This is a genomic window from Candidatus Lokiarchaeota archaeon (genome assembly GCA_014730275.1).
In the GTDB taxonomy this organism is placed as follows: domain Archaea; phylum Asgardarchaeota; class Thorarchaeia; order Thorarchaeales; family Thorarchaeaceae; genus WJIL01.
The window spans coordinates 1-5,707 of sequence record WJIL01000007.1; the positions used below are offsets into that span (position 1 = coordinate 1).

Sequence of the window (5,707 nt, forward strand, 5' to 3'; positions counted from 1 at the left end):
GCTGGTTGCACACGACTTGACCACCACATATAGGGGGCTCGTCGCATATGCTCACGAAGCCTTTATCGAAGACTTCGGCTGGCCCCCTCATATATGGGGGTTGCGAACCCTGCGCCCCCTACAGTTATGGGTAGCCCCCCCCCTGAACGGTTACTGATGATTTACACAGAAGGGAGAGAAGAAATTATGCACCTGGATACTAAAGAATCGATGAAGCTAAACAAGCTCATTCATTGGGTGAAGAAAGAGCTTCTGTCAGATGAAGCTCAGAAGGATGACCCAGTGCCCTTGTTTATTATTGATGAAGTGACTGTCGAGATAAACTTCGTTCTCACAGGTGAAGGCGAAGGCGGATTTGATCTAAGAGTTGTAAGGGCAGGCGCCAAAGTCGGTGAGGAGCGGATTCAGAAGGCGGTAGTGCATATGAGACCTATAGTACCGTATGAGGATCTGAAAGCCAGACTTGCAGAAGAGCACCTTGTAGAACTAGAAGAAGTAGCCGCAAGAGCACTCATCAAGGGCCGAGCTTGGTCAGGAGAAGATATCCCAGAACGTGAGTGATTTGAGGGTAGACAATGGCACGTCCTATTGAGCTCATTTTGGACAAAGAAGAAGACGAATTAGACAAGGCCTCTATTAGAATAATCGGCCCCAATCGAGAGTCAGCGACCGAGTCCTTTGATTTGATCTGGCGTGACAAAGAAATCTGGGAGGCCGTATTCCTTTCTGCTGAGTTGAATGCTAGAGATCGAAATACTTGGCCAACGGGAAGGGCATTCAAGAAAGCAACAGAGATCGGCTTGTTTGATAAAGGTCGGCCTGCCACAGATCGCTTGAAGATTATTGGACAGAAATTGTATGGGGCTGTATTCTGTACTCAAGAGATTAGAAGTACTTTTGACTATCTACTTTTGCAAAGCGATGAAATACCCATTGTAGAACTCCATATCCAAGCTAGCGGCAGCATCCTTCAAGCGTATCCCTGGGAGCTGCTACACAATGGCCAGGACTTTCTTTTCAGAGGCAGGCGAGCAATATTGGTTCGGCATGTTGACTTAAGACAGTCAGTCACTCCAGTTGATCTAGCAGAAATGCTAGAAGTAGTTTACATCGCTCCCCGTCCAGATATGACATCTTACCCGAAATACGAAAGCCTACCTCCTCACACCAGCGACAGGCTTCCTGTGGAGGAGTTGAGTCGAGAGTATCCTAACGTCTTCAATGTGCATAGCTTACCTGTCAACACACTTGATGCCCTACACAATCACCTCAAGAGATCTGAGCAAGCAACACATGTCGTTCATATTGATACACATGGCGACTTTGGATGGTTATGTGACGAATGTAGGTCATTGAATACACCTGGTAGCAAGATTTGTTTCACATGCAAAGGACCTCGGTCGCCTGACCACAAAAGTCGAGGCTTTCTAGCTTTTGAAGCAAGCAGTGGAGAGCTAGAATGGATCGACGGAGATGATCTCGGCCTTAGACTACATAGGAGAGGCATCCCAATAGCTGTTCTTTCAGCCTGCAAGTCAGGATTTGTTGCTGGAAGAAGTACTTTCAATAGCGTAGCGGGCGCGTTGATCAAGCAAGGTATTCCGGCCGTAATAGCAATACAGCTATCTATTGACACACAGCAATCCAAGAAACTCTCCGCGATTCTCTACGAGATGTTAACTTTTGGTGCACCATTGACGGAAGCTGTAGCCGAAGCCAGGATAGGTCTATCCGATGAATCCTGGTATCGTCCTGTTCTCTATTTGAGAACCGACATAGACAACTACCGGGGCAATGTGCTCCAGCCTGTAACCTCGATGGGCAGATCTCTAGATTCATATGAATTGGCTAAAGAGCTTGCAGAGTGGAAAGTAGTCCATCACGAATGTCAAGTCTTGCTTGATGCAATTGATAAGCCACTTAGTTCTATGACTGAGTGCTACTGGAAACCCGATCCCGATGGAGCTAGACTTAACGTAGCCGGCATTGAGTGGCGAGAGCATTGCATGCCTCAATCAAAAGATATTCCGAGCGGGTGGAATTTGAGATATGCGCAAATCCCCATAATTGGCAGTTTGCCGGTGCAAGCCTCAGAGTTTAGAGACATTTCGAGAGAGCTGATGAAAGTAAAACCTAGCAGTGATGAGTTCAGGAAAGTCTACGGACGAGTTCGAGAGCTTCGTGGTGTCCTTTGGAGGTTATTGACTGTTGCAGATGATAGAATACGAAAGCTAATAGATTTACTTCATCCAGGAGACTGAATTTGTGACAGGGACAGATATCACACAGTTGAAGTCGCGCTACGTCGCTTTCATGCGAGAAGTGGAAGAGCTAGAGAAACAAGATGCTCTCGAGAAAGCAAGTATTCTCGTGAGAGATATCCGACAAGCTGGAAGCATTGTGATTGACCAAGAGCAACAAGAGGAACTCGAGAAATTGATCGTCAGACTCGGGGACGTCATTTTTGATCTTTCCGGAAAGTATCCGCTTATGCGCCTCGACCCACTCTCACCTCGTGGGGTCTGGCTGCGCCAGCTTGGTTTCAAGCTAGACCCATTCCTATATACAGATGGTGGATCTGATCCCTATCTTCAGGAGTATTTCTACAAGGTATCAGGCTTCTTTGATATTCTTGGTAGTCCGTACAGACTCGGCGTTGTTATTGTTTTCGGACCGCCAGGAAGTGGAAAGAGTAGTCTAAGGAATGTCGTAGCGCAAATGAGTCGCACTGAAGGAGTCCTATCAGTTGTGTATCGGGACTTTGGTCCGTTGGTGGATGAAATTCGGCAGGGAAGGGAAGTACAGATATACAACCACATTGAGCAGATACTGAAAGCGGCCATCAGAACCCTGGATGCAGAGCTGCGGTCAGGAACTATAGCATTGACAGAATCTGGCGAGTTAGATCAAGTCATTCGAGATCAGTTATGGTATTACGTTTCCGCTTACGAAGAGGATCCAATCATAAAACGCAATCTTAGGAGCTCTCTCAAGCCTGAAGAAGGCTTATCGGGAGAGTTGCCTATAGATCCCCGCGAATCCTTGGCTCGTTTTTGCCGGTACGTGACTGAGTTGTTTAGACTTCAAAGCATTTACTTCTTGGTTGACCCAGACGATGGTATTTCAAGCGATGAAGATATAGCCTGGCAAGTATTGGAACCTTTGCTCTCGAAGCGCCGTCTTTTGGAATTCTCAGACAATAGCGTGGCGTTCAAGTTCTTTCTCGATAACAGGTTTCTAAGCCGTGTTCTAGAAACTGCCTGGATCAATCAGGAACAGAGCCAGATCCTCTACTCCCTCGAGTGGTCAGACGAGGAGTTGCATCGTCTCTTGAGGGAACGACTGAGACTCTGCAGTGATCGTAAGCCACCGTACTTGAGCCTTGGGCAAATATCGATTGTGGATGATCTGGACCACCAGGTGGTTAGACTTTCTAGAGGCACCCCTCGTGAATTAGTGGTCATCTGCAATAAGCTCTTCAACGAGCATTGTCGACTGTCACCAATCAATCGAGAGCATATCTTGATCACAAGACAAGAAGTACAGAATGTACTAGGAGCCTTTAGGGACAAGGCAAAACCATCGTCCTTGGGGGAGTTAATCACTCAAGGCGAAAGTAGCCGCCTGGAACTCAAACCAACGATGCGATACCATTTGCGTGCCCGGAGAAGAGATAGCAAGGTAGACAAGGAAATAGCCAAGACCTTATGCGCTCTAATGAACACTGAAGGCGGAACGCTTATCATTGGCGTTGATGATGAAGGTCGAGCCGTGGGACTTGACAAAGATATGGCAACGCTGAGCAGAGGCAGAAAAGATAGAGATGGATTCGAGAAAGCATTTGCTGATTTAGTCGTGCGGTACCTGGGGCGTAAGCCGCAACTCTATATCGAAACAGGTTTCGACGAATACCAAGGCAAGACTGTCTACATTGTTCAAGTAGATCCAAGCCCGGAGCCTGTTTATTGTCTGTTCGATGGACAACACGAGTTCTATGTACGGGCCCTTACTACCACAAGAAGACCAGATGCCAAAGAGTTTTTAGAATACATAAATGAACACTTCTATGCTCAAAGATGAAGAAGCGATCTCGAAAAAGGGCTGCAATGGGTAAAAACATCGAAGTTTATGAATCCCGAATACATATGCTAGCTCACCAGCAGGAGTACACTCGAATAATAGAGTTCATCGAGGACGTCGAGCGCGGTATGAGTAATATCTTCTTCTTGAATCTATTTGCACCGAAGGATTTTGGTAAAGCGGCATTGATTGAACTGTTGTGGGAGTGTCACGAAAGCACTCTCCCTGTTAGTCTTGTCCGCGTAGCGGATTTTCATAGGGAGAGTGATCAGGGTTTTGCTTTGTGTGAATTGTTGGTCAAAGTCATCAATGACATCAGCTTTCGTCTGCCTCGGCGAGTTATCTCTTTGCCTCCCGGCTATGAAAACCTGGAAGAGGAAAGACAACTTGCTGATATGATTTTTCAGCTTATCTCAGGTGCTAAGAGGTTCAAGAAAATAGTGTTGCTATTGATAAGCGACTACGATTTGATACCTGAGGACCACAGACGTTGGTTTCAGAGAGAAATCCTTAATCGCTCAGCTTTGGAAAGAAATGTCGCTGTCATACTAACCAGTGAGGTTGCACTGAGATTTGAGAATCTCGAAATCCGAATGCGCTTGGAGAATCTAGAACTTCTGGAGTTGGATCCCAAGATAATATCTCAAGTCTTGCCCAAGTATGCAGAGCTGGCTACTAAGATTTACCGAATCACGGGAGGGCTGCCTGTGCTCATAGAAGATTTCGTAGAGCAACTTGAAACTTCTCAAGTGGCAACTTCTGCCGATTTTCAAGCCCACTCCCAGGAGTTGGTCGAAAAGTATTACCGAGCATACGTTGAAGAGAAAGTCTTAGCAAGTCTGGCTTCTACTACACGGAAAACTCTGTTGACTTTGTCGCTCCTACGCCGATTTGATGTCAAGGTGTTGAGAGAACTCTTACCGCAATTGCTGCCTGATTCTTATCAGGATTATGGAGTAGCTGATTACCTTGACTTGATCGACCGGATGCAGTCTTGGGTCCAATGGCGCAGGCAAGGTGGATACATGTTGAACCCAGCATTCCGGATTATGCTTCAAGGGTACACTTTGACCATCAAGCCCGATCTGTATGAGAGAGTAAACCGGGTAATAGTTAGTCTGTACCAGAAATGGCTAGAAAGAGAATACCGAGAACACTATCTCATTGAGCTACTGTACCACATACTAGTTCTCCACAGATTCAATGAGAAGTGTGGGCTTTTTCCGGTTCAGGATGAGATGAATCAGGCTACGCTTGTTGAGGAATTGCAGGAGTATTTGCCAATAGGTGACTTGCGTCGCCTTGGAGAAGTTGAACTGGATTCACTTCGCAACTCACTAGAGCAAGATCCCGACCTAAAAGATCGTATCTCAGGAGAATTCCAGCCTGTGATTGAGAATCTAGTTAATGGGCGTGTCGAAGGAGCCTATTGACACTGTTCCCCACCTTTCGACACCTGAGGTTTCGGGCTTCTTCTATCCCGAAAGTGCAAATCCCTGTCTGTTACTCGACAAGGTGGGAGATACCAGGAGCCCAAACTCATCGGCTAGCTCAATTTGGCAGAGCAGGGGACTCTTAATCCCTTGGTTGTAGGTTCGAGTCCTACGCGGGTCACCTTCATCTGGCC

At 46.7% G+C, this 5,707-nt stretch carries 4 protein-coding genes and 1 tRNA gene; all 5 read left to right on the forward strand.

The window, feature by feature from the left end; genetic code table 11:
• Nucleotides 1-186: 186 nt before the first annotated feature.
• The 5 genes from GF309_01050 (at nt 187) to GF309_01070 (ending at nt 5,694) form a co-directional block, all read left to right on the forward strand.
• Complete coding sequence (locus GF309_01050; GenBank protein MBD3157350.1) at nt 187-561, forward strand: hypothetical protein; 375 nt, start codon at nt 187-189, stop codon at nt 559-561.
• A 14-nt stretch (nt 562-575) separates the two neighbouring features.
• Nucleotides 576-2,261 carry a CHAT domain-containing protein gene (locus tag GF309_01055; protein MBD3157351.1) on the forward strand — a complete coding sequence of 562 codons (1,686 nt, stop codon included), beginning with the start codon at nt 576-578 and terminating at the stop codon, nt 2,259-2,261.
• Nucleotides 2,262-2,265: 4 nt separating this feature from the next.
• The gene (locus tag GF309_01060; protein MBD3157352.1) at nt 2,266-4,080 is read left to right on the forward strand and encodes a hypothetical protein; all 1,815 of its coding nucleotides are present in this window, start codon (nt 2,266-2,268) and stop codon (nt 4,078-4,080) included.
• Entirely contained in the window at nt 4,077-5,513 is a 1,437-nt protein-coding gene (locus GF309_01065; protein ID MBD3157353.1) for a hypothetical protein, read from the forward strand. Before GF309_01060 ends, GF309_01065 begins: the two co-directional genes overlap by 4 nt.
• Nucleotides 5,514-5,624: 111 nt before the next feature.
• Nucleotides 5,625-5,694: transfer RNA gene (locus GF309_01070), tRNA-Lys, on the forward strand.
• Nucleotides 5,695-5,707: the final 13 nt, after the last annotated feature.